The sequence below is a fragment of the Curtobacterium sp. ISL-83 genome (assembly GCF_018613895.1).
GTDB lineage: Bacteria > Actinomycetota > Actinomycetes > Actinomycetales > Microbacteriaceae > Curtobacterium.
This window is the reverse complement of sequence record NZ_JAGGPH010000007.1, coordinates 309,280-331,405: the sequence shown is the minus strand read 5'-3', so window position 1 is coordinate 331,405 and position 22,126 is coordinate 309,280. Positions and strand designations below refer to the sequence as shown.

21 protein-coding genes are annotated in these 22,126 nt (G+C 72.6%); 7 read left to right on the top strand and 14 right to left on the bottom strand.

What is annotated here, in order from left to right:
* Positions 1-74 precede the first annotated feature (74 nt).
* Together J7E22_RS06060 and J7E22_RS06055 are read left to right on the top strand one after the other, a co-directional pair.
* The gene (locus tag J7E22_RS06060) at positions 75-1,142 is read left to right on the top strand and encodes an SDR family oxidoreductase (RefSeq protein ID WP_214979863.1); all 1,068 of its coding nucleotides are present in this window, start codon (positions 75-77) and stop codon (positions 1,140-1,142) included.
* A 92-nt stretch (positions 1,143-1,234) separates the two neighbouring features.
* Positions 1,235-1,900, top strand: coding sequence for an SDR family NAD(P)-dependent oxidoreductase (locus tag J7E22_RS06055; RefSeq protein WP_214979861.1), 666 nt, complete (start codon positions 1,235-1,237; stop codon positions 1,898-1,900).
* 46 nt (positions 1,901-1,946) lie between these two features.
* On the opposite strand, the gene J7E22_RS06050 is transcribed toward J7E22_RS06055, so the two are convergent.
* The 10 genes from J7E22_RS06050 to J7E22_RS06005 form a co-directional block, all read right to left on the bottom strand.
* Positions 1,947-2,186, bottom strand: a complete 240-nt coding sequence (locus J7E22_RS06050) for a hypothetical protein (RefSeq protein WP_214979860.1) — start codon at positions 2,184-2,186, stop codon at positions 1,947-1,949.
* Complete coding sequence (locus J7E22_RS06045; RefSeq protein WP_214979857.1) at positions 2,183-2,800, bottom strand: helix-turn-helix domain-containing protein; 618 nt, start codon at positions 2,798-2,800, stop codon at positions 2,183-2,185. Before J7E22_RS06045 ends, J7E22_RS06050 begins: the two co-directional genes overlap by 4 nt.
* Before the next feature lie 74 nt (positions 2,801-2,874).
* On the bottom strand, positions 2,875-3,660 hold the full coding sequence (locus J7E22_RS17470) for an SGNH/GDSL hydrolase family protein (protein ID WP_214979856.1): 786 nt from the start codon (positions 3,658-3,660) through the stop codon (positions 2,875-2,877).
* Between the two features lie 187 nt (positions 3,661-3,847).
* Positions 3,848-6,754, bottom strand: coding sequence for an ABC transporter permease (locus J7E22_RS06035; protein ID WP_214979854.1), 2,907 nt, complete (start codon positions 6,752-6,754; stop codon positions 3,848-3,850).
* Complete coding sequence (locus J7E22_RS06030; RefSeq protein ID WP_214979852.1) at positions 6,751-7,497, bottom strand: ABC transporter ATP-binding protein; 747 nt, start codon at positions 7,495-7,497, stop codon at positions 6,751-6,753. The genes J7E22_RS06035 and J7E22_RS06030 overlap by 4 nt, the downstream gene beginning before the upstream one ends.
* On the bottom strand, positions 7,494-8,090 hold the full coding sequence (locus J7E22_RS06025) for a PadR family transcriptional regulator (protein WP_251008745.1): 597 nt from the start codon (positions 8,088-8,090) through the stop codon (positions 7,494-7,496). Before J7E22_RS06025 ends, J7E22_RS06030 begins: the two co-directional genes overlap by 4 nt.
* A 154-nt stretch (positions 8,091-8,244) precedes the next feature.
* The gene (locus J7E22_RS06020; protein ID WP_214979850.1) at positions 8,245-9,123 is read right to left on the bottom strand and encodes an aldo/keto reductase; all 879 of its coding nucleotides are present in this window, start codon (positions 9,121-9,123) and stop codon (positions 8,245-8,247) included.
* Positions 9,124-9,188: 65 nt separating this feature from the next.
* Positions 9,189-9,773, bottom strand: a complete 585-nt coding sequence (locus J7E22_RS06015; protein WP_214979849.1) for a YdeI family protein — start codon at positions 9,771-9,773, stop codon at positions 9,189-9,191.
* Positions 9,774-9,930: 157 nt separating this feature from the next.
* Positions 9,931-11,550 carry an FAD-dependent oxidoreductase gene (locus J7E22_RS06010; protein WP_214979848.1) on the bottom strand — a complete coding sequence of 540 codons (1,620 nt, stop codon included), beginning with the start codon at positions 11,548-11,550 and terminating at the stop codon, positions 9,931-9,933.
* 34 nt (positions 11,551-11,584) lie between these two features.
* Positions 11,585-12,304 (bottom strand): thioesterase family protein, encoded by a 720-nt coding sequence (locus tag J7E22_RS06005; protein WP_308159164.1) that lies wholly within the window; start codon positions 12,302-12,304, stop codon positions 11,585-11,587.
* 128 nt (positions 12,305-12,432) lie between these two features.
* On the opposite strand from J7E22_RS06005, the gene J7E22_RS06000 reads away from it, so the two are divergent.
* Positions 12,433-13,419 carry an aldo/keto reductase gene (locus J7E22_RS06000; RefSeq protein WP_214979847.1) on the top strand — a complete coding sequence of 329 codons (987 nt, stop codon included), beginning with the start codon at positions 12,433-12,435 and terminating at the stop codon, positions 13,417-13,419.
* A 73-nt stretch (positions 13,420-13,492) separates the two neighbouring features.
* Here the strand turns inward: J7E22_RS06000 and J7E22_RS05995 are convergent, their stop codons facing one another.
* From J7E22_RS05995 to J7E22_RS05980, 4 genes are all read right to left on the bottom strand, one after another.
* Positions 13,493-13,975 carry an FBP domain-containing protein gene (locus J7E22_RS05995; protein WP_214979846.1) on the bottom strand — a complete coding sequence of 161 codons (483 nt, stop codon included), beginning with the start codon at positions 13,973-13,975 and terminating at the stop codon, positions 13,493-13,495.
* A gap of 171 nt (positions 13,976-14,146) precedes the next feature.
* A complete protein-coding gene (locus J7E22_RS05990) occupies positions 14,147-14,920 on the bottom strand; it encodes a class I SAM-dependent methyltransferase (RefSeq protein WP_214979845.1) in 774 nt (257 codons plus the stop codon).
* A gap of 50 nt (positions 14,921-14,970) precedes the next feature.
* Positions 14,971-15,876 (bottom strand): helix-turn-helix transcriptional regulator, encoded by a 906-nt coding sequence (locus J7E22_RS05985; protein ID WP_214979844.1) that lies wholly within the window; start codon positions 15,874-15,876, stop codon positions 14,971-14,973.
* Positions 15,877-15,958: 82 nt separating this feature from the next.
* Positions 15,959-16,912, bottom strand: coding sequence for a M23 family metallopeptidase (locus J7E22_RS05980; protein WP_214979843.1), 954 nt, complete (start codon positions 16,910-16,912; stop codon positions 15,959-15,961).
* A gap of 189 nt (positions 16,913-17,101) precedes the next feature.
* On the opposite strand from J7E22_RS05980, the gene J7E22_RS05975 reads away from it, so the two are divergent.
* From J7E22_RS05975 to J7E22_RS05960, 4 genes are all read left to right on the top strand, one after another.
* Positions 17,102-17,590 carry a hypothetical protein gene (locus tag J7E22_RS05975; protein ID WP_214979841.1) on the top strand — a complete coding sequence of 163 codons (489 nt, stop codon included), beginning with the start codon at positions 17,102-17,104 and terminating at the stop codon, positions 17,588-17,590.
* 84 nt (positions 17,591-17,674) lie between these two features.
* Positions 17,675-19,885: an NADP-dependent isocitrate dehydrogenase gene (locus tag J7E22_RS05970; protein WP_214979840.1), complete on the top strand. Its 2,211-nt coding sequence runs from the start codon at positions 17,675-17,677 to the stop codon at positions 19,883-19,885.
* A 293-nt stretch (positions 19,886-20,178) separates the two neighbouring features.
* Positions 20,179-20,955, top strand: a complete 777-nt coding sequence (locus J7E22_RS05965; protein ID WP_214979838.1) for a ThuA domain-containing protein — start codon at positions 20,179-20,181, stop codon at positions 20,953-20,955.
* Positions 20,952-22,109: a PP2C family protein-serine/threonine phosphatase gene (locus J7E22_RS05960; protein ID WP_214979836.1), complete on the top strand. Its 1,158-nt coding sequence runs from the start codon at positions 20,952-20,954 to the stop codon at positions 22,107-22,109. Before J7E22_RS05965 ends, J7E22_RS05960 begins: the two co-directional genes overlap by 4 nt.
* The last annotated feature ends 17 nt before the right edge of the window (positions 22,110-22,126 follow it).

The following is a 22,126-nucleotide window of genomic DNA, read 5'->3' as shown; positions in this document are numbered from 1 at the left end:
GCCCGGGTCAGACCGGTGCGCCCGCGCGATGACCACTTCCGGGTCGTCCATGGGGACCCTGGCACGCTGGACGGATGACCACCGCACCCCACGCACTCGTCGTCGGCGCCACGGGCATCGCCGGTTCCGCGATCGTCGACCGCCTCCTCCAGGACGGCTGGGCGGTGACCGCGTTGTCCCGGCGCCCGGGCGCAGCGCAGGCCGGCCTGTCGTGGCGGTCGGCCGACCTGCGGTCCGCCGAATCCCTGGCGCAGGCACTCCGCGACGTCCCGGCGACCCACGTGTTCTTCACCGCGTGGTCCCGGCAGGCGACCGAGGCGGAGAACATCGCCGTCAACGGTGGCATGGTCCGTGACCTGCTCGCCGCACTGGCCGGAGCGCCCGTCGAGCACGTCGCACTGATGACCGGGCTGAAGCACTACCTCGGGCCGTTCGAGGCGTACGGGCAGGGCACGATGCCGGACACCCCGTTCCACGAGGACGAGCCGCGGCTCGACGTCCCGAACTTCTACTACGCCCAGGAGGACGAGCTCTTCGCCGCCGCCGCGCGACAGGGCTTCACGTGGTCGGTCCACCGCTCGCACACGGTCCTCGGGTACGCCGTCGGCAACGCCATGAACCTGGGCCTGACGATCGCTGCCGCCGCGGCGATCAGCAGGCACACCGGCAGGCCGCTCGTGTTCCCCGGGAGTGCGACGCAGTGGAACGGGCTGACCGACGTCACGGACGCCGACCTGCTCGCCGCGCAGATGGTCTGGGCCGCAACGAGTCCCGAGGGCGCGGACGAGGCGTTCAACACCGCGAACGGCGACGTGTTCCGGTGGCGCTGGATGTGGCCCAGGATCGCGGCCCACCTGGGCGTCGAGGCCGTCGGGTTCGTCGACGCTCCGCGCCCGTTCGAGGAGCAGATGGCCGCCGCGGCGCCCGTGTGGGCCGAGATCGTCGCCCAGCACGGTCTGGTCGAACCGGACCTCGACCGGGTGGCGTCGTGGTGGCACACCGACGCCGACCTCGGACGGGACATCGAGGTGATGACCGACATGTCGAAGAGCCGGCTCGCCGGGTTCACCGAGCACCACCGCACGATCGACTCGTTCACCCGGCTGTTCGATCGCTACCGCGCCGAACGGCTCATCCCCTGAGGGGTACGGGCCGGACCTCTCTCACCGTCGCGCGGCGGCCTACCGTCGACCGTGACCCGGGCACCAGCCCGCACCTCCGGAAGGACCACCACATGACCACCATCGCCATCGTCGGCGCCGGCAAGGGCCTCGGTTTCGAGGTCGCCGCGCGCTTCGGCCGCGAGGGCTTCTCGATCGCCCTGATCGCCCGCAACCAGGCCCGACTCGACGAACTCGCCGCAGCGCTGCGCGAGCACGGGTACGACGCCGCCGGGTTCGCGGCGAACGTCCGCGACCAGGACTCCCTGCGGCACGCGCTCGAGCTCGCGACCGAGCAGCTCGGCCCGATCGAGGTGCTGCAGTACAGCCCACTCCCCGCGAAGGAGTACATGCGACCGGTGCTCGAGACCACCGCCGAGGACCTGGTCGGCCCGGTCGAGTTCTCGATCTACGGCTCCGTCACCGCCGTCCGCCAGGTCCTGCCCGGCATGCGGGCGATCGGTCACGGCACGATCCTGTTCGTCAACGGCGCGAGCGCGGTCCGTCCGGGCGCACGGGTCACCGGCACCTCGGTCGCCTTCGCGGGCGAGACCGCGTACGCGCAGCTCCTGCACGACGCGGTCCGGGACGAGGACGTGCACGTCGCGCAGCTCATCATCCCGTTCGGGATCGACGACGGGCAGCCGGAGCACTCCGGTGCCGCGATCGCTGAGCAGCTGTGGGCGATCCACAGCGAACGCGGTGACTTCCGGACCTACGCGGAGCCACTCCCCGAGTGACACCGGGCCGACCCGCGTCGGCGGACGAGGCGATGTCGGTCGGGCCTCACCGGAGCCGCGGCGTCGCGGCCGCGAGTTGGTCCCAGTGGCGCTGCCGTGCCTCCAGGGCGGTGTCCTGCTCGAGAGCGAGCCGCGCGGCGACCCGAGCCGAGCCGACGGGCGCGCCGACGGCACTGAGAGTGCCCCGCGCCGCGCGCGCCTCGCTCCACCGGAGCAGCGCGGTCCCGACCCGGTGGGCGGCCCGTTCGATCGGACCGACCTCGGTGAGGTTCAGTGCGGCGCTCATGATCCGTCCTGCCCATCCCGACGGTCGTCGTCTCGTTCGTCGTCGAAGATCGGGACTGCCGCCGTCCGGATGAACACGCGGCTGGTGTCCGGATCGGACGCGTCGTCGAGCACGTGCCGGTCCCGGAACGACTCGATGACCCCGTGGACCGCGTCCATGAGCTCCCGCAGCTCCGCGGGCGTCAGGCGGAGGATCGCGACCGACAGGTCGGCGGCGTCGCGCCACCCCGGCGACATCGTCTCCTGGTCGCGGGCGATGAACTCGCGGATCATCTGCTCCGAGAACTCGTTCGAGTTGGACGCGAGCAGGCGCGCTGCGGCGATCCCGGCTGCGGACTGCGGTCCGTCGGTCCCGCCCGAGTGGACGGCGACCGGCACACGGCGCCACCAGCGTTCCCGGCCGTTGCCACGACCCTCGACCTCCTCGATGAAGCCGAGCCGCTCGAGTTGGCGGAGGTGGTAGCTGGTCGAGCCCGTCGACTCACCGACCTTGGCGGCGAGCGACGTCGCCGTCGCCGGGCCGTGTGCGGCGAGCTCGTTGAAGAGCTGCGATCGCAGTGGATGGCTGAGCGCCTTCATCGACGGGAGGTCGAGGACGCGGGGTTCGCGGGGCATGCCATCAGCGTACGACTGCAAAGAAAGCTTTGCAACATTTTGTTTGCAGCGAATCCTTTGCGATCAGTCGGCGTTCAGTGGGACGCCTTCGCGATCGCCTCCGCCATCGCCCGGGCGACCAGGACGTTCGTCGCTGCGGAGCCGTGGATGCCGTCCGGCGAGGCTCCCCGGACCCATGAGCCGTCCGGCTGCCGGAACTCCACGAAGGGGTCGACGTACGACCACCCGTGCGCGGTCGCGTCCTGCCCGAGCGCACGGCTCAGGGCGAGCTGGCCCGTCCGCCGGTCGGCGCCCCACGGGCTGGTGGTCCAGTCCGACGGCGGCCCGGCGACGACGAGGGTGTGCGGTGCGCCCACCCTGCGGACGATGGCGTCGACGTTCGCGATCGTCGTCGCGGTCGGGATCGCCTGGGTCACGTCGTTCGTCCCGACCTCGACGACGAGGACCGCTGCGCCGGGCACGGGCCGGACCTCGTGGAGCACCTGGTCGGCCCGGTAGCCGCTGTGAGCGTAGCCGCCCAGCGCGTGGAAGCGGGTGTCCGGCTCGAGGACGTGCAGCCACGAGTCCGTGCGTGCCGTGATCGAGTCGCCCGCGTACGCGAACGTCGTGGCACCGGAACGATCGCCCGAACCGAGTGCGCCGGTGAGCACCTCGCCGGCCGCGGGGTCGCCCTGGGTGACGACGCCGGTTCCGGGGATGCGCGTGTCGCCGTGGTCCGCAGCGGCTCGCGGGCGGCCCGACACCGTGCTGTTCTCAGCCGAGGCGATGTGCGCCGTCACGAGGACGACGGAGCCCCCCGCGGCCAGGCAGGCTGCGGTGAGGACGCTCGCGATCACGGCGATCCGACGGGGACTGGGCACGACATCAGGGTCCCCCCGGATCGCTGCTCGGCACCAGTCCCCAGAGCTGGGGAAGTGGGCCGCGGCCTGTGGGTCCTCGCCGTCGTTCCCAGGTGCGCCGCGACGGGGAGCGGGCGCGACGGGGACACAGACGGACGGGAGGCGCGGGGCGGGCCCGCCCCGCGCCTCCCGTCCGTCTGTGGTCGGGTCAGAGCGTCCGACGCACCGCGACCCGACGGCTGCGTCCCGCCGTCAGCCACGTCCCCGCCGTCACCAGGAGCGGCAACCCGATCGCGAGCAGCAGGAGCACCGGCCAGTCCGGGACGAAGGGCATGTGCGTCGCCCCGACCGGACCGGCGGTGAAGCGCAGGGTGAGCGCGCGGATCGGCAGGAGTCCGAGCAGCGTGCCGATCACCGCGCCGACGACGGTCAGGATGGCCGCCTGCCAGGTCGACACCCGGCGTCGGAGCATCGGGGCTGCGCCGATCGCGTCGAGGACCTCGTCGTCGCGCCGCCCGTCGGAGCGAGCGAGCCCGATCGCGACGGCGGTGGCGCCGATCGTGACCGCCGCCGCCAACGCGAGCACGATCGCCTTCACGAGGCCCTGCGAGTCCACCGGCCCGGACTCGTACCAGAACGACGGACCGGAGGACCGTGTGCGATCGGCTCCGCCGTAGCTCTGCCAGGCTGAGGACATCGCATCCGACTGCGCGGCGGTGGGGTCGTGCGAGAGCTTCGTGACGAGCATCCCGTCCACCGCCGGGACCCGGTAGCGCTCGGCGGTGGCGGGGGTCATGAAGACGCCGACCTGGATCCGTGGCGACTGGACGTCGAGGACCGCGGGGATCGTGACGCTCGCGTCGGGACGGGAGTCGGGCAGCGCGGTGGCGTCGTTCCAGGTGCGGTTCCGGAACGTGTCGAGCCGCACCGTGCCGTCGTGCGCGTACTCCGGCCAGAGCGACACGGCCTTCCCGGACGCGAGTGCGCTCCTGACGGCGTCGGACGGACGGTGCCCGGTGAGCACGGCGTAGTCGTCGGCGGTCCCCGTCCAGATGTGCGGCGCCGAACTGTCCTGCGACTGCAGGTACCGCGAGCACCCGGTGGTGTCGTTCACCCGACACGTCCGGTGCGCCCAGTCGTGCGGCAGCATCAGGGTCGCCGGTTGCTCGCCAGGTTCCTCGCGGACGGCGCCGAGCACGCGGATGCGGTCGCCGTCGAGCACGCGACGTGCGACGTCGGCTGCTCGCGCCGTCAGCTCGGCGTCGTACCCCGCCGGCGTACCGTTCTGGGCGCTGATGGTCACCGACGTCGTCGCGACGCCGACCGCCGTCCGGTACTCGTAGTCGCGGACGAACTGGGCGTGTGCCGACGCGGTCCAGGTGATCACCACGGAGGCGATGAACACGACGCTCATCACGCTCGCCAGCACGGGCACCGTCCGCACCGGGTTCCGACGTGCGTCCCGGGCCGCGAGCCGGGCGGACAGGCCGAGCCGGGTGGAGACGCGGGCGACGAGGGCGAGCAGCCACGGGGAGCACAGCGCGACCCCGCCCTGCACCAGGCACGGACCGATCGCCACACCCGCGCCGACCACCCAGACCCAGGCGTCCTGCTGCACCGGACGGTCGTTCAGCAGCAGCACCCCGACACCGCACGCGAGCGTCATGAGCGCCCCGACGCCGATGAGCAGGGGTGCCCAGATCCGGCGCCGACGCTCGGCACGCGGGTTGACCGCCGCGGGCCGGAGCGAACCGCGGAGCGCTGCGAGCACGTTGATCCGGGTCGCGGCCCGTGCGGCCACCAGCGCGGACACGACCCCGGCGAGCACCCCGGCTGCCGTGATCACGAGCAGCATCACGACGGGCACGTGCAGGCCCGGGTAGGTCTCGACGTTGCCGTTGTCGATCAGCCGGAACGCCCCGATGCCGATCGCCGTCCCGACGGCGACCCCGAGCACGGCACCGGTCGCGCCGAGCACCAGCCCGGATCCGGCGACGATCGACCGGACGAACCGGCGGTCCCCGCCGACGCTCGTGACGATCGCGTACGAGCGGGTGTCGGCTCGGGTGCCGACCAGGAACGCTGCACCGGCGAGCAGGCCGACCTCGAACATGGCGAAGACGCCGAGCAGTGCGAGCACACCGATGTAGAAGCCGATCGTGGAGCCGGTGCTCGCCCCGGGCAACCGCGCCGGCGGCGGGTCGAGGACGACCGGCCGCGACTGCACGACCACGCCGTGCGCGTTGAGGGCCCGGATCTCCGACCACGTCGGAGCGTGCGACGGCAGGTAGACCGACAGGTCGGACAGCTGGCCGACGGCCTCCGGACCCCCGGCCGAGTTCGGCGACGCGACGCTCGTGCCGGTCGTGCCCCACGGCAGGAACACCCCCTGGGCATCGGGGTCCGTCCCGAGGTCACGCACGGTGCCGGCGATCGTGAAGCGCTTCGTGACGGGGTCGGTGAGCTGCACGGCGTCACCGATCGCCAGCCCGAGCCGCGTCAAGGTGGCGGGGGTGACCATGAGCTGGTCCGAGGTGGTGGGCGCACGACCGTCGATCACCCGCCAGTGCCCGTCGAGTGCCGGTGCCCAGACGCTGCCCTCCACCGCGGTGAGCCCGACCGGACCCTTCGGACCGGACAGCACCACCGAGGTGCTGCCGACCGGGATCGATGCCGCGCCGGCGGGGACCTCGTCGAGCAGGTCGACGAACCGGGTGTCGTCCGGGGCCTTCGCGGCGGGGCTGTTCGGCGCCGTGTCCGTGAACTGCCACTGCACGGGGTCCTGCCGCATCCCGGCGACGTCCGGACCCGAGACCCGCATCTGCGCCGCGGACCTGCCGAGGTCGTAGCGGAGTTGCTCCTGCGTGGTGGCCTGCGTCGACTGCACCACGACGGCGACCCCCGCGAAGCCCGCGACCGGGATACCGATGAGTGCCACGATGAGCGCTGCGCGCCCGGTCTTCGCGAAGGCCAGGCGCCGACCGAGTCGGAGCGCCGGGCGGAACGCGAACGGGGTGCGAACGCGCGCGGTCGGTCGGCGCCCTCGGACCGAGCGGCCGCCGCTCCCGCGCCGCTCGTCGCCCCCGTCGCGCCGGTCCCGCCGGCGCTCGCTCACGACGCGGCTCGGTCCGTGAGGGCCATCTCGACGCCCGAGTACACGGTCTCGTCGACGACGCGGCCGTCCCGGAGGAACACGATCCGATCGGCCCACGCTGCGTGTCGGGCGTCGTGCGTGACCAGCAGGGCTCCGGCGCCCGCGTCGACGTGACGGCGGAGCATGCGGAGCACGACCTCGCCGGTCTGCGAGTCGAGCGCACCCGTCGGCTCGTCGGCCAACACCAGCCGGCGTTCCCCGACGACACCCCGCGCGATCGCGACACGCTGCTGCTGGCCGCCGGACAGGTCGTCGGGGTAGGCGTCCGCGCGGGCGCCGAGCTCGACGTTGTCGAGCGCGAGTTCCGCAGCGCGCCGGGCCTTGCTCGCCTTCCACCCGTCGAGCTCGAGCGGCAGCGCCACGTTCTCGACGGCGGTCAGCGAGGGGATCAGGTTGAAGTCCTGGAACACGAACCCCACCAGTCGTCGCCGGAGCGCCGCGAGGTCCTTGGCGGGCCGGTCCGAGACCCAGTCGCCGTCGATGACGACCTCGCCGCTCGTCGGTGGCAGCAGGGTGCCCGCGCAGGCGAGCAGGGTCGACTTGCCCGACCCGGAGGTGCCCATCACGGCCACCATCTCGCCGCGGCGGACCTGCAGGTCGATCCCGGCCAGCGCGGTGACGGCCTTCGCGCCGGAGCCGTACTGCACGCTCACGGCGTCGAGTTCGAGGAGCGGTGCGGTCGTCGTCCCGGCCGGGGCGCTCATCGTGCGCTCCGGAGGGTCTCGTCGCGACCGGTGACCTCGACGTCCGCCGACGAATCGCCAGCCGGGCCGGCCGGGCCCCGCAGGCCTGTCGGAGGCCGGTGACGCGTCACGCTCGACTCCACGTGGTCGAGCCAGCGGACCTCGGCCTCAGCCTGGAACACCATCGACTCGAGCACGAGCGACCACGCCAGGTCCTCCGCCGGGTCAGCGGTGCGCTTCAGCCGGGTCAGGTCCTGCAGGTTCCGCACCGCTGCACCGCGCTGCACCTGGACGAGCCGGGTGACGTCGACGCCCGGCACGGTCACCGCGAGGGCGAACTTGATCGCGAGTTCGTCGCGCCCGCGCTTCGCCGGGACCGGTTCACTGAACCAGCGCGCCACGGCCTGATGACCCGCGTCCGTCGCCGTGTAGACGACGTGTCCGTCGTCGTCGGCGTCCCCGCGGGCCACCAGGCCGTCCCGCTCCAGGCGGTCGAGCGTCGTGTAGACCTGGCCGATGTTGAGCGGCCAGGTCCCGCCGGTGCGTTGTTCGAACTCCCCCCGGAGCTGGTACCCGTAGCCAGGTCCCCCCACCAGCAGTGCGAGTACACCCATCCGAACGCTCATCTGATTCCCCCCCGAGTCCGTGGAGCATACCGAGTATGCCCATACCGAGTATGCACATGCAGCGCACGCGAACGCAAGCGGCAGACGGACGGGAGGCACGTGGCGGTGCCGCCACGTGCCTCCCGTCCGTCTCGTGGGAGCGTCAGCTCCCCAGCTTGGACAGCTCCTCGAACTCGTCGTCGGTCAGTTCGATGGTCGCGCCCTGCAGGTTGTCCTCCAGGTGCGCGACGCTCGAGGTCCCCGGGATCGGGAGCATCACCGGGGAGCGCTTGAGGAGCCACGCGAGCGCGAGCTGCGCCGGCGAGGCGCCCTTCCGCTCGGCGATCTCGGTGAGCGGCGAATCCGCTCCGGTCAGGTTGCCCGTTGCGAGCGGGAACCACGGGATGAAGCCGATGCCCTGCTCCTCCGACCAGTCGAGCAGCTCCTCGGCGTCGCGCTTGGCGAGGTTGTAGAGGTTCTGCACCGAGACGATCGTGGCGATCTGCTGCGCGGCCTTGACCTCGTCGACGCTCACCTCGGACAGCCCGATGTGGCGGATCTTGCCCTCGTCCTGCAGCTTCTTCAGCTCGCCGACCTGGTCCTCGAGCGGGACCTTCGGGTCGATGCGGTGCAGCTGGAACAGGTCGATGCGTTCGAGGCCCAGGCGGCGGAGGCTCATCTCGGCCTCCTGGCGCAGGTACTCCGGACGGCCGACGGGCGGCCAGACGTTCGGGCCCGTGCGGGTCAGGCCGGCCTTCGTCGCGATGAGGATGTCGTCGCCGTAGGGGTGCAGGGCTTCCTTGAGGAGCTCCTCGGCGACGTACGGGCCGTAGCTGTCGGCGGTGTCGAAGAAGTTGACGCCGAGCTCGACGGCGCGCTTGAGCACGCGGACGGCCTCGTCGTGGTCCTTCGGCGGACCCCAGACGCCGGGACCGGTGAGCTGCATCGTGCCGTAGCCGAGGCGGTTGACCTCGAGGTCGCCGCCGATCCGGAACGTGCCGGATGCGTCGGCCGGGCGGGTGGTGGTGTCAGGAGTGGTCATGGGTCCGGTCTACGCCGACCGGGTTGCACACGGCTGGAGCGGTGTCCCCCGGACTGAACGGCGGCTCAGCGTGTCGGTCGCGGGTACGGCGTCTCGCCGCGTTCGAGCCCCCCGACGAGCTTCGCCAGGCGGTTCGCCCGTGCCGTCGGACTGGGCGCGGTCATGATCCGGTGCAGCACGGCGTACCGGTTCGTCGCGTCGAGTTCGGCGAACAGGGTGGCAGCGTCCGGGGAGGCGTCCAGCGCGGCCCGCAGGTCGTCCGGCACCTCCGCGGTGGCGGCACCGGCGTACGCGCGGTCCCAGCGGCCGTCGGCCTTCGCCCGGTCGATCTCCGCCTGGCCTCGGTCGCGCATCCGGCCGTCGGCGATCAGTGTCGCGACCAACCCGAGGTTCCGCTTCGACCACAGGGACGCCCGGCGCCGCGGGGTGAACCGCTGCCGGAAGGTGGCGTCGTCGCGTCCGCGCTTCTGGCCGTCGATCCACCCGGAGCACAGGGCCTCGTCGAGCGCCTGGTCGTAGGTCAGGGTCGTCGGCTCGGTCGTGCCCTTCTTCGCGAGGACGAGCCACACGCCGTCGGGGTCGTCCTCGTGCGCCGCGAGCCAGTCGCGCCACGCCGCGGCGTCCCGCAGGACCAGCTCGTCGTCCTCCATCCCGCCATCGTAGGCGCGCCCCGCGCGGCCCGGCGGGCTGCATGGCGGGGCCCGAGTCTCGGTGCGGGCGACAGTTCTCGTGCCGGTTGCCCCGAGTTCGGTCGCCCAGCCCGAGTCTCGGCGCCGGCAATCGGCGCCGGCAACAGCTCGGCGCGGGTCAGACCCAGTGCGGCTGGGACAGCACGCCCGTCGGGTCGACCTGCTCGGCGATCCGGTGCAGCCGCGACGTGTTCACGCCGAAGTAGTCCGCCGGGTCCGTGATCGTCGCATCGCAGTAGTTCGCGTACGCCGCCGTGCCCCACGCGGGCGTCATCGCCGCACGGAACCCCCGCACGTAGGCGTCGAACGGCGCGGGATCCGACCCGTCGGCGAACACCGCCGTGTACTGCACCGTCATCAGCGCGGACCGCCACGGGAACGCGGAGTCCGTCCGCCCGATGTCGGCCACGGCGCCGCCGAGTGCGTCCAGGGAGACCCCGCCTTCGCGGTTGCCGGGCACGTCCCCCGCTGCTGCCGCGTGCTGCACGAGCACGTCGATCTGCGCGTCGGTGAGCTTCTGGGTGCCGATCGACGAGGTCGCCGCCTCGGACACGCGCTGCGGCTTCCCCGCGAGCGCGGACATCGCCTGTCCGTACGTCATCTGCCGGGCGGTGTGCGTCGTCGGGGTGGCTCCGGTCGACGTGATGAACCCGTCGACCGAGGCATCGGCGCCGGTCTTCGAGCCGGTCCACACGCCCGTGATCGTCACGGTCGGTGCCGAGTGCCGGGAGCCGTTCAGCAACTTGAGCGTCGACCAGAGCTGCCGGTCCGCGGTCGGGGCCCAGTCCTGCCAGGCACGGACCACCGCGGCGGCGGCCGACCAGGGGAACACGATCGTGAAGAGCAGGATGCCGGGGGCCGGCTTCGTCCGGAAGGTCATCGACGTCACGACGCCGACGCTCCCGCCGCCGCCACCGCGACAGGCCCAGAACAGGTCGGGCTCCGCCGTCGACGAGACCTCGTGCACGGTGCCGTCGGGGGTCACCAGGGTCACGCCCGTGAGCTGGTCGCTGGTCAAGCCGAACGACCGGGCGAGGACCCCGACCCCGCCGCCGAGTGTCAGCCCGCCGATCCCGACGGTCGGACAGGACCCCGCGCCGATCGCCCGGCCGGCCTGTGCCAGCATCGCGTAGACGTCACCGAGTCGGGCGCCCGGGCCGATCGTCACCGAGTGGTCGGGGTGCAGTTCGACGTCGTCCAGGTCCTGCGTGCTGATCACGAGCGACCGCGGGACGTCGGTGCCCGCGGCGCCGCCCGCCGACCAGCCGGTGTACGAGTGTCCGCCGGAGCGGAGCGCCACCGGCGTCCGGGTGTTCCGCGCGAACGCGAGTCCGGCCTGCACGTCGGCGGTGCTCGCGGCGCGCAGGATGCCCTGTGGGTCGGCGTCGTCGTAGCGGGGGTTCTCGAGCACCCGTGCGCCGTCCCAGCCGGCCGAGCCCGATCGGAGCAGGGTGCCGGTGACCGCGGCGGCGAGGGCCTGCCAGCTGTCGGGTCCCCCGGGCGTCGGGCTCGACGTCGGGGTGCGGGACGGCATCGTCGTGCCCGTGCCCGTGGGGTGGGCGCTCGGCGACGGCGAGGGTCGCGTGCACGCCGCGAGCACCCCCGCGATGCCGACCCCGATCCCCCCGGCGATCACCGCCCGCCGTGTGGTCCGGCTGGTTCGTCGTCTGCTCGCGTCCACGTCGCCGGCCTGGCGCTCCCCGCCCGGCCGGTCCCCCCGCTCGTCCTGGTCCGTCACCCGACATGTCTACGCCGGATCGGGCCCGGAGCCGTCAGTCCAGCGGCCGATCTCCACCAGCCGACCGGCCAACGCCGTCCGCGGACGCGCCGGCGGACGCGCCAGCCGGCGCACCGGCGGGCCCACCAGCGGACCCGCTGCCCGACGCCCCGGCGGACCCACCAGCCGACGCGCGCCCCGACGCCCCGCCACGCGCCCCGGTGCTCGCCTCCCCGCCCCCGCCACTGCTGATCCGCACCGCGTCTGCCCACGCACCGACCCACTCCGGCACCGTCAGGTCCCGCGGTGCACCCCCGGTGGCCTCGATCAACTCCGTCGGGGTCACCGTGCCGCCCGCCTTCCGCAGGAACCGCGCCTGGACGACCGCCCGGGCGACGACGTCCCCCCGCCGCACGAACGTCTGCTCCATGTACACCGCCCGCTCGTCCACGCCGAGCACCCGCGTCACGAGCTCGAACCGCTGCCAGAGCGTCAACGACCGCTTGTAGGTGATCGTCTGCGCCGCGACGACGGCGTACCACCCGAGGTCCGACGCCGCCGCCCAGAACCCGGAGCGCGTGAGCAGGTCGTACCGCCCGAGGTCGAGCAGCGACAGGTACTTGCCGTTGTTCACGTGGCGCAGCGGGTCGAGATCGGTCGGCAGGACGCGGAACGACGTCCGTGCTTCGCCCCACAGCGACGGACGCCGGCCGGGACGGAGCGACGCGAGCCGGACGCGCAGCATGAGCAGGAAGAGCCGGAGGTACAGGTTCACGGCGTCGATCCCACCAGGCGAGCGCGCTCGGCGCGAGGTCCTTGGAGGAACCGGACAACCCGGTGCCCTCGAGACGGGCACGGTCAGTGCCTCCCTCCAACGGGTGGAGCCGGAGTAGACCTGGACCCATGCAGACACGCAAGCTCGCAGACCTCGAGGTCGCATCCGTCGGCCTCGGCACCATGGGCATGAGCGCCTTCTACACGGGCGCCGGCACCGACGACGCGGAGTCGATCCGCACCATCCACCGCGCGATCGACCTCGGCGTCACCCTGTTCGACACCGCGGAGGCCTACGGCCCGTACACGAACGAGGACCTGCTCCGCCGAGCCCTCGACGGCCGCCGCGACGACGTCGTGATCGCCACGAAGTTCGGGCTCATCACGCACGAGGCGGGCGAGGAGACCCCCGCCACCGAACGCCGGATCTCCAGCGCACCCGACTCCGTCCGGGAGGCGCTCGAGGGCTCCCTCCGCCGCCTCGGCACCGACCACATCGACCTCTACTACCAGCACCGCGTCGACCCGGACGTCCCGATCGAGGACGTCATCGGCCAGCTCGCCGGCTTCGTCCAGGAGGGCAAGATCCGCCACATCGGCATGTCCGAGGCCTCCGCCGCGACGATCCGCAAGGCGCACGCCGTCCACCCGATCACCGCACTGCAGAGCGAGTACTCGCTGTGGACGCGCGACCCCGAGGGCGAGGTCCTCGACACGCTCCGCGAACTCGGCATCGGCCTGGTGCCGTACTCGCCGCTCGGCCGCGGGTTCCTGACCGGCGCGATCACGAAGCCGTCCGATCTGGACTCGGACGACTTCCGTCTGGCGAACCCGCGCTTCCAGCAGGAGGCCTTCGCCGAGAACATGCGCATCGTCGACTCCGTCAAGGAGATCGCGGCGGAGGCCGGTGGCACGCCGGCCCAGGTCGCGCTCGCCTGGCTCCTCGCCCAGGGCGACGACGTCGTCCCGATCCCCGGGACCAAGCGCGTCTCGCGGCTCGAGGAGAACGTCGGCGCCGCCGACCTCACCCTCACCCCGGAGCAGATCGAGCGCCTGACCGCCCTGCCCGTCCCGACGGGCGACCGCTACCCGGACATGTCCAGCATCGGCCGCTGACGCGACCACCTGACGGACGGGAGGCGCGGTGCGGGATCGCCCCGCGCCTCCGGTCCCGTTCCGGTCGCCGAGCTCACACTTCGGCGGCGAAGGACGCGGCCCGCAGCTGCAGGTCCTCGATCCGCCGCGATCGGGCGGCCTCGACGTCGTAGCCCTCGTACGCCAGGGGTGGGGTCTTCCGGACGTTCCGGGAGCACTGGAAGTCCTGGCACACGAGCGTGCCGACGGTGTTCCCGTTGCGTCCGGCCGGCCCGGACCGCTTGGCGCTCCAGAACACCACGTCGTTCGGCAGCTTCACGTCCTGGCACCATGAGCACTGCGCGCGGGACCGGGGGGACGCCTCGGCCTGCCGGAACAGGATGCCGATCAGGTCACCGTCGAGGGTCGGCACGACGGCGTACCCGCGACGGGCGGTCTTCGGGTCGCGCCAGCCGAGGTAGTCGAGGCCGTCCCAGTCGATCGTGTCGAAGCCGCCGGGGAGCGTGAGGTCGCCGATCTCCTTGCGGGAGGCGTTGACGAAGGACGTGCGGAGGGTCTTCTCCGTGATGGGGAGCATGAGGGGATCGCTTTCGTGGAGCCCGGGGCACGCGGACGCGCACCGCACCGGGCGGAGGTGGTGGTCAGGGGTCGACGACGTCGGCCGTGCCGAACGGCACGACCGAGGGCATCACGCCCTGATGCCGGCGCAGGGAGCGCCGACCACCTCCTGGAAGTTCACGCGGTCAGCCTACGTCGCCCGGGCGGGTGACGCCACGAGCAGCACGAGCGAACCGACGTGGGAGGGCCGGACGCGGAGCGCACCGTGGCGGGCGTCCCACGCTCCGGTGTCGAGCGCGGTGCGCAGGGCGGCGACCGAGCGCCGGGCGGTCACGTCGTCGACCAGGTCCCAAGCGCCCGTGGCGCGGCGCACCCCGGCGTCGAGCAGCCGCTCCGGCCGGGCGTAGTACGCCTCGGTGAACCCGTCGACGCAGGTGAACGGGATCGCCAGGTGGTGCGTCTCGACCGGCCCGCCCAGCGCGTCGGCGATGCGGTCGAGCGCCGGGTACTGCCGGGCCTCGGCCGCGACGACCTCGGGGGCGTACTCCGTGAGCCAGGAGTCCGGGATCCGTCCGGGGTCCCGCGTGAGGACGAGCACGGGGCCGCTCGTGACCCGGCGCACCTCGCCGAGCGCCCGCTGGAGGTCGGTCCACCCGGCCACCGGGAAGGTCGTCAGGGCGGCGTCGAAGCTCCGGTCCGCGAACGGCAGGCCCTCCGCCGCGGCGTCGACCGAGGTCACCTGCCGGTCGGCCGGCGCGTAGGACACCGCGCCCGCGTCGCTGCCGACGTCGAGGACGCTGCTGGCTTCCCCGAGGGCGTGCGCGATCGTGCGGACGAAGGACGGTTCCGGGCGTCGGTACCGCAGGTGGTCCGCCGTGTGGACCGACGAGTCGCCGCCGCTCGCCGAGCCGGCAGCCCTCGCCCCGTCGGCGTCCCCCGCCGATCCGTCAGCCGTGCGCACCATGAGCCCAGCGTACGGTCGGCACGCCCCGGCGCGCAGGACCCGCCGGGAGGTCAGTCGACCGACTCGGACTCGCTCTCGCGCAGCGCGGCCAGCCGCTCGGCACGTTCGGTCGCGGCCCAGCTCCCGAGCAGGCTCAGCGACCGTTCGGACTCGCTCCCCGGTTCGGCGCTGTACGTGAACATCGTCAGGCCCGGGTCGGCCACCAGGTCGAGCGCCTCGTACCCGAGCTGCAGCTCGCCCACGACGGGGTGGTTGATCCGCTTCCCGCCGGTGCGGTGCAGGCGGACGTCGTGCGCGGCCCACCATTCTCGGAACTCCTCGCTGCGGGTGGAGAGCTCACCGACCAGGGTGATGAGTCCGGGTTCACACGGGTTCGACACCGCGGCGGCGCGGAGGACGGCCACCGAGTCACGAGCGGTCTGGGCCCAGTCGTGGAAGAAGTCCTTCGCCGCGGGGTCGAGGAACGTGAACCGAGCCGAGTTGACCGGACGTCCGGGCCCGGCGAACATCGGCGCGTACAGGGCGCGACCGAGCTCGTTCGTCGCGACGACGTCGGCGCGCTCGTTCCGCACCCACGCCGGCGCCCCGGTGATGGCGTCGAGGAGTCGCTGGACGCCGGGACGGACCCGGGTCGGGACGTTCCGGTGCATCGACTTGACACCAGAGTTCGCCAGCCGGGCCAGGTCCCACAGGTGGACGCGCTCGTCCTCGTCGAGCTGCAGCGCACCGGCCAGGCCCTCGAGCACGCTCTCGGAGACGCCCTTCAGCGTGCCCCGCTCGAGCCGCGTGTAGTAGTCGACGCTGACGCCGGCGAGCATCGCGACCTCGTGGCGCCGGAGCCCGGGCACCCGCCGCACCCCGCCGCCGAACGACGGCATGCCCACCTGCTCCGGGGTGAGCCGCGCCCGTCGCGAGGACAGGAAGTCGCGGATCTCGTTGCGCACGTCGATACCCATGCCACGAGCGTACGGCGCGTGCCCTCCGGACAGCGAGGCACTGCCCGTACCTGTCCGCGATCGGCGTGGACGCGCCGACGGGTCAGAGCGTCAGCGAGTGCCCGATGCGCGCTTCCAGCCAGACCTCGGGGTCGATCGGGGTGACGCCGTCCATCAGGACCTCGAGGTGCAGGTGCGCCCCCGTCGAGACGCCCGAGTTGCCGACCCTGCCGATGAACTCGCCCGCCTCGACGTCGTCGCCCGGCCGCAGTGGCGAGGACCCGGGGACCATGTGCCCGTAGAGGGTGGACACCCGGCGCCCCTCGACCACGTGGTCGATGACGACGGCCGTCCCGTAGGAGAAGTACGTGCCGGAGATCCGGACGGTCCCCTTCGCGACGGCACCGATCGGCGTGCCGAGCCCCGGGGTGAAGTCGAGGCCCTCGTGCAACGACGAGCAGGCGCCGCACGGAGCCGAGCGGTAGCCGAAGCCGGAACTCATCCGGACCGGCCCGGGGAACGGCGACCGCACGTCGCCGCCGTACGACACGGAGGTGCCGGGTGCGCCGTCCGCGCCCCCGCCGACGGTGAACCCGTCGCGGGCGAGCTGCGCCACGGTCACTGCCCGGTCGACCGCGTAGTCCTGTCCGGTGACGCTCGGTGTCAGGGCGGCGGTCGCAATGGACGTGGTGCCGCTGGCATGCGCGGGCATCGCCGACGCGGCGAACAGCGCGAGGGCGGCGATCCCGCTCGTGACGGCGTTCCGCCCCGCGCGGGCGGACCGTCCGGGGGTCCGGCGGCCGCGAGGGGCGTGCGTCGCGGACGCAGCCGGACGGGAGGCACCGCTCACCGCCGCCATGCGGGTCGCGACCGGCGCGGGTCGGCGTGGGATCCGGCGGACACGGTCCTCGCTCGGGCGCTGCTCGGCGGCCCCGGAGCCGTGCGTCCTCCGTGCGGTCTCCCCCGCGGCGAGGCGCTCGGCCGCGAGTGCCGCTCGACGGGACAGGTGCACGACCGGCGTGCCCGGGTGCTGGTCTGGATCGCTTGTCGTCGTCATGCCGTGCCCCATTCTGCACGAGTCTGTCGCTTTGTACAGGTCCCGTCGTGATCTCGTCGTGACCCGACCACCTGCTGACCGCACCGGTCCCGGGCGCGCGAACGGGCCTCCTGGCCGTCACCTCGGTAGTCTCCGGACAGGAGCAGTACCGACAGACGCACGACCACGAGTGCCAGCGGAAGGACCCCCATGGCCCGCTCACCCCGCCAGCGGCACGAGCCGATCGACCTGCGCTCGGCGTCGGTCGTACTCGCCGGCACGCAGGAACTCCTGCCGGCACTCCGCGCATCAGCGGTGCGGGCCGGGGTCGACGCCGCGCGCATGCGGGTCGTCGAGACCGACGACCCGCCGGACCCGACCGAGCGGGGCGACGCCGAGCTCGCCGTCATCGCCATCCGTCGACCGGGCGACGACCCGGCCTTCCACCGCGCGAACGAGGTGGCCGAGCTGATCGCACCGCTGCTCGCGGCGAACGCCGTGCGGGTGGTCGTGACGGTGTCCGGTGCGACGCGGCTCGCGCCGAGGCTCGAGCGGACCCTGACGTCCGAGGTCCTCCACCAGATCGGCGAGGCCTCGGCGCCGTCCGGCTTCCGACGGCCGTTCCGCTCGCTCCGGATGCGCCTCGGCCTCGCGGGGCTCCGGGCCTCCGGGGTCCGCGTCTTCCGCATCGCCGTCTGAGGCAGGTATCTTGATGTCGAGACATCCCGCTGGCACGAGTAGCGTGGACGTACCGACGGCATGAACAAGGGAGTACCCGCCAGCATGGCCAAGATCATCTACACCCTCACCGACGAGGCCCCGTTCCTCGCCACCCACTCCTTCCTCCCGGTCATCCAGGCCTTCGCCAGCACCGCTGGCGTCGAGGTCGAGACCCGCGACATCTCGCTCTCCGGCCGGATCATCGCCCTGTTCCCGGAGCGGCTCAGTGCTGAGCAGCGCCTGGACGACGCCCTCGCCGAACTCGGCGAGCTCGCGAAGACCCCCGAGGCGAACATCATCAAGCTGCCGAACATCTCGGCGTCCATCCCGCAGCTCAAGGTCGCGATCAAGGAACTCCAGTCGCAGGGCTACGACCTGCCGGACTACCCCGACGAGCCCACCACGGACGACGAGCGCGAGGTCCGCTCGCGCTACGACCGCGTCAAGGGCAGCGCCGTGAACCCGGTCCTGCGCGAGGGCAACTCCGACCGCCGCGCCCCGCTCTCCGTGAAGAACTACGCCCGCAAGCACCCGCACCGCATGGGTGCCTGGAGCTCCGATTCGCAGACGAACGTCGTGACCATGGGCGTCGACGACTTCCGGGCGAACGAGCAGTCCTGGATCGCCCCCGCCGACGACGTCCTGACGATCGAGTTCGTCGGCGCCGACGGCTCGTCCACCGTCCTGAAGCAGTCGATCCCCGTCCTCGCCGGAGAGGTCATCGACGGCACGGTGCTGCACGTCGCCGCGCTCGAGGCCTTCCTCCAGGAGCAGATCCAGCGCGCGAAGGACGACGACCTGTTGTTCTCGGTGCACCTCAAGGCCACGATGATGAAGGTCTCCGACCCGATCATCTTCGGGCACGTCATCCGCGCGTTCTTCCCGCAGGTGTTCGCCCAGTACGGCGCCGACCTCGCCGCCGCCGGACTCACGCCGAACGACGGCCTCGGCTCGATCCTCGCCGGGCTCGACGCGCTGCCGAACGGCGCCGCGATCAAGCAGGCGTTCCAGGACGGCATCGACGCCGGCCCCGCCCTCGCGATGGTCGACTCGGACAAGGGCATCACGAACCTGCACGTCCCGAGCGACGTCATCGTCGACGCCTCGATGCCCGCGATGATCCGCACCTCCGGCCACATGTGGGGTCCGGACGGCGAGGAGCACGACACCGTCGCCGTCATCCCGGACTCGAGCTACGCCGGCATCTACCAGGCCGTGATCGAGGACTGCCGCGCCAACGGCGCGTTCGACCCCGCCACCATGGGCTCGGTGCCGAACGTGGGCCTGATGGCGCAGAAGGCCGAGGAGTACGGCTCGCACGACAAGACCTTCGAGGTCCCCGGGGACGGACGCGTCCGCATCACGACCAGCGCCGGTGAGACCGTCATCGAGCACGAGGTCCAGGCCGGTGACATCTGGCGTGCCTGCCAGACCAAGGACGTCGCCATCCGCGACTGGGTGAAGCTCGCCGTGACGCGTGCCCGTGCCTCCGAGACCCCGGCCGTGTTCTGGCTCGACGAGACCCGTGCGCACGACGCGAGCCTGATCGGTCTCGTCCGGACGTACCTCGGCGAGCTGGACACGGACGGGCTGCACATCGAGATCATGTCCCCGGTCGACGCGATGGCGTTCTCGCTCGAGCGCATCCGCCGCGGCGAGGACACGATCTCCGTGACGGGCAACGTCCTCCGCGACTACCTGACCGACCTGTTCCCGATCATGGAGCTCGGCACCTCGGCGAAGATGCTCTCCGTCGTCCCGCTGCTCGGTGGTGGCGGCCTGTTCGAGACCGGTGCCGGCGGGTCCGCGCCGAAGCACGTGCAGCAGCTCGTGCAGCAGAACTACCTGCGCTGGGACAGCCTCGGCGAGTTCCTCGCGCTGGCGGTGTCGCTCGAGCACCTCGCCGGCGTCACGGGCAACGAGCGGGCGAAGATCCTCGGCGAGACCCTCGACCGCGCCACCGGGACCTTCCTCGACGAGAACCGTTCGCCGGGCCGCAAGATCGGCACGATCGACAACCGGGGCAGCCACTTCTACCTGGCGAAGTACTGGGCCGAGGAACTCGCGGCGCAGACCACCGACCAGGAGCTCGCGGCGTCGTTCGCCGAGATCGCCCGCGCCCTGGGCGAGCAGGAGCAGACCATCGTCGACGAGCTCGTCGCCGTGCAGGGGCACCCGGCCGACATCGGCGGGTACTACCGGCCGGACGACGCCAAGACGAGCGCGATCATGCGTCCGTCCGCCACGCTCAACGGGGTGCTCGCGGCCCTGTAGGCGCATCCACGACGAGACGGGAGGCGCGGTGCCGGCTGGCACCGTGCCTTCCGCCCGTCCGAGTCGCGGTCGCCTGCGCCCGATCGGACGTTCCGCGGTCCGTCGCCGTTCCGCGAGCGGGCCATTTGTGGCGCCCTCGATGCTCCTGAACGGCGCGTTGTGCCCGTTCGGCGGACAGCGCGCGGCGCGTTCCGCCCGCTCGGCGGCCGGCCGCCGAGCGCAGGATGGCGGAACGACGCCCGACACACCGCTCGTCGTATCGATTCGACCCGCGCTCGGGTAGCGTCGGGAGCATGTCGACGTCGACCGAGCCCCGTCCCCTGAACATCGTCGTGTGGAACGAGAACGTGCACGAGACCCGCGGCGACGCGACGGTCGTCGAGCACTACCCGCACGGCATCCACACCGTCGTGGCCGGGGCGCTCCGCGACCACCTCCCGCACGCCGACGTCTCGACGGCGACGCTGCAGGAGCCCGAGCACGGACTGACGGCCGAGCGACTGACAGCCGCCGACGTGCTGTTCTGGTGGGGCCACGCCGCCCACGACGAGGTCTCGGACGAGGTCGTCGACCGCGTGGTCCAGGCCGTGCACGCCGGGATGGGTCTGGTGGTGCTGCACTCGGGCCACTACTCGAAGCCGTTCAAGCGCCTGATGGGTACGACCTGCTCGCTCAAGTGGCGGAACGACGGCGAGCGGGAGCTCGTCTGGACGATCGCCCCCGAACACCCGATCGCCGCGGGCGTCCCGCACCCGATCGTCATCGAGCGGCAGGAGATGTACGGGGAGTACTTCGACATCCCGCGCCCGGACGAGGAGGTCTTCCTGTCGACCTTCTCCGGCGGCGAGGTCTTCCGCTCCGGCGTCGCGTACCGCCGGGGCCTCGGCCGGATGTTCTACTTCTCGCCCGGCGACCAGGAGTACCCGGTGTACCACCACCCGGACATCCAGCGCGTGCTCGCGAACGCGGCCGAGTGGGCGCGCCCGGTGTCCGCACGACGCGAGTTGACGGCCGACGAGCACCCGCGTGACTGGTTCCTGGATGGGCGGTCGAGTACACAGGGGGCATGACCCCGCCTGACGCCGCCACGCACCGCACTGCCCTGGTCGAGGCGCTCGGCGTCCTCGGCAGCGGCCCCGAGGAGCGGTTCGACCGCATCACGCGGATGACCCAGGAGGCGTTCGGCGTCCCGCTGACGTTCCTGAACCTCGTGCACCACGACCTGGTGACCGCGCAGTCGGCCCAGGGAGCCCCGCACGGGCTGACCGGACCCGCAGAACAGACCTTCTGCGCCGCCACGGTCCTGAGCGACGAACCCCTGATCGTGCCGGACGCGTCGCTCGACCCGCGGTTCAGCGACCTGAAGGCCGTCACGGAACGCGGGCTCCGGTTCTACGCCGGGGCGCCGCTGTCGACGCTCGACGGCACCCGGGTCGGGACGCTCTGCATCATGGACGCGGCCCCCCGGGAGCTCACCGCGACCGACCTGGCGCTCCTCGGTGACCTGGCGCGCTGGGCCGAACGGGAACTCAGCCAGGAGATCGACCGCGGGCAGGTCCAGCGCGTCCTCGACGGACTCGTCCCCGAGCGGGTGGACGTCGCGGGCCACGACCTCGAGGCGCTCCGCGTCGCCCGTCCCGGCGGGGGCGGCGACGTCCTCGACTGGCGGCTCGCCGAGGACGGCGCTCTGCACGTGACCGTCGGCGCCATCGCCGCCGGAGGCAGCGCGTCCGGCCTGCTCGCATCGGCCGTCCGGGGCGCCGTCGTCGCCAGGACGGACGTCCCGATGGAGGACGCCATGCCGGGACTGGAGGCGCAGATCACCGCCGACCTGTCCGCTGCGGACGCCATCGGCTCGCTCTTCCACCTGCGACTCGCCCCCGACTCCGGCCACGTCGCCTACGGCGACGCCGGCCACGGTCTGGCGGTGCACCTCGGCGCGGACGGCGATGCCCGCGTGCTGCGCTCGCCGGACCTGCCGATCGGGCTCCAGCCGACGTCCGTGCCCCGCTCTGCCGGTGCGCTCGACCTCGAGCCCGGCGACCGCATCCTGCTGTGCACGCCGGGCGTCTTCGCACTCGACGGGATCGACGACCTGGACGCGCTCGTCGACCTCGCACGCGAGGTCCCGGACGCGGCGGCCCTGGTGGAACGGGTCCGCGAGCGGCTTCCGGCCCGTGGTGTGGACCGTGACGTCACGCTCGTGGTGCTCGGCCGTCGCTGACCCCTGGCCCGTGGCCC